At 68.3% G+C, this 436-nt stretch carries 1 protein-coding gene; it reads right to left on the bottom strand.

All coding sequences use genetic code 11. The features are described from left to right. Nucleotides 1-416: MFS transporter (locus tag M1M07_RS32475; RefSeq protein ID WP_248676800.1), on the bottom strand; the 416-nt coding region annotated here is incomplete at its 3' end. Between the last annotated feature and the right edge of the window lie 20 nt (nt 417-436).

The following is a 436-nucleotide window of genomic DNA, read 5'->3' as shown; positions in this document are numbered from 1 at the left end:
CCTGGGTCCAGCCGGCCGAAGAGCGCCGGCACGAAGAGGGCGATCAGCGAGAGCACGAGGGCCACGTTGCCGCTTTCGACCAGCGAGAAGCCGAACCGGCCCATGAGCAATGGCCCCAGCCACAGGCCGCGCAGGGTCAGGAAGGCTGCATAGCAGCACATGCCGAGGATCAGGATGCCCCAGGTGTGCGGCATGCGGAACAGGTCTGCGAAACGGGCTGCAGCCTGTCCCCAGGTTTCCTTCGGCCGGTTTTTGGACTCCGGCAGTTCCGGTTCGTGCACGCGCAGGTAGATCAGCACCCACGACAGCAGCGAGAGCGCCGCCAGCACGCCGAAGCCCAGGCGCCAGCCGCCGTGCTGCACCAGCCAGGCCAGGGGCGTGCCGGTGAAGATCAGGCCCAGGCCGCCCACGCCCATGCCCACGCCCGAAAAGAAGG

This window comes from Rhodococcus sp. HM1, assembly GCF_023218075.1.
Taxonomy (GTDB): domain Bacteria; phylum Actinomycetota; class Actinomycetes; order Mycobacteriales; family Mycobacteriaceae; genus Rhodococcus.
This window is presented reverse-complemented; position numbering and strand designations above follow the sequence as displayed.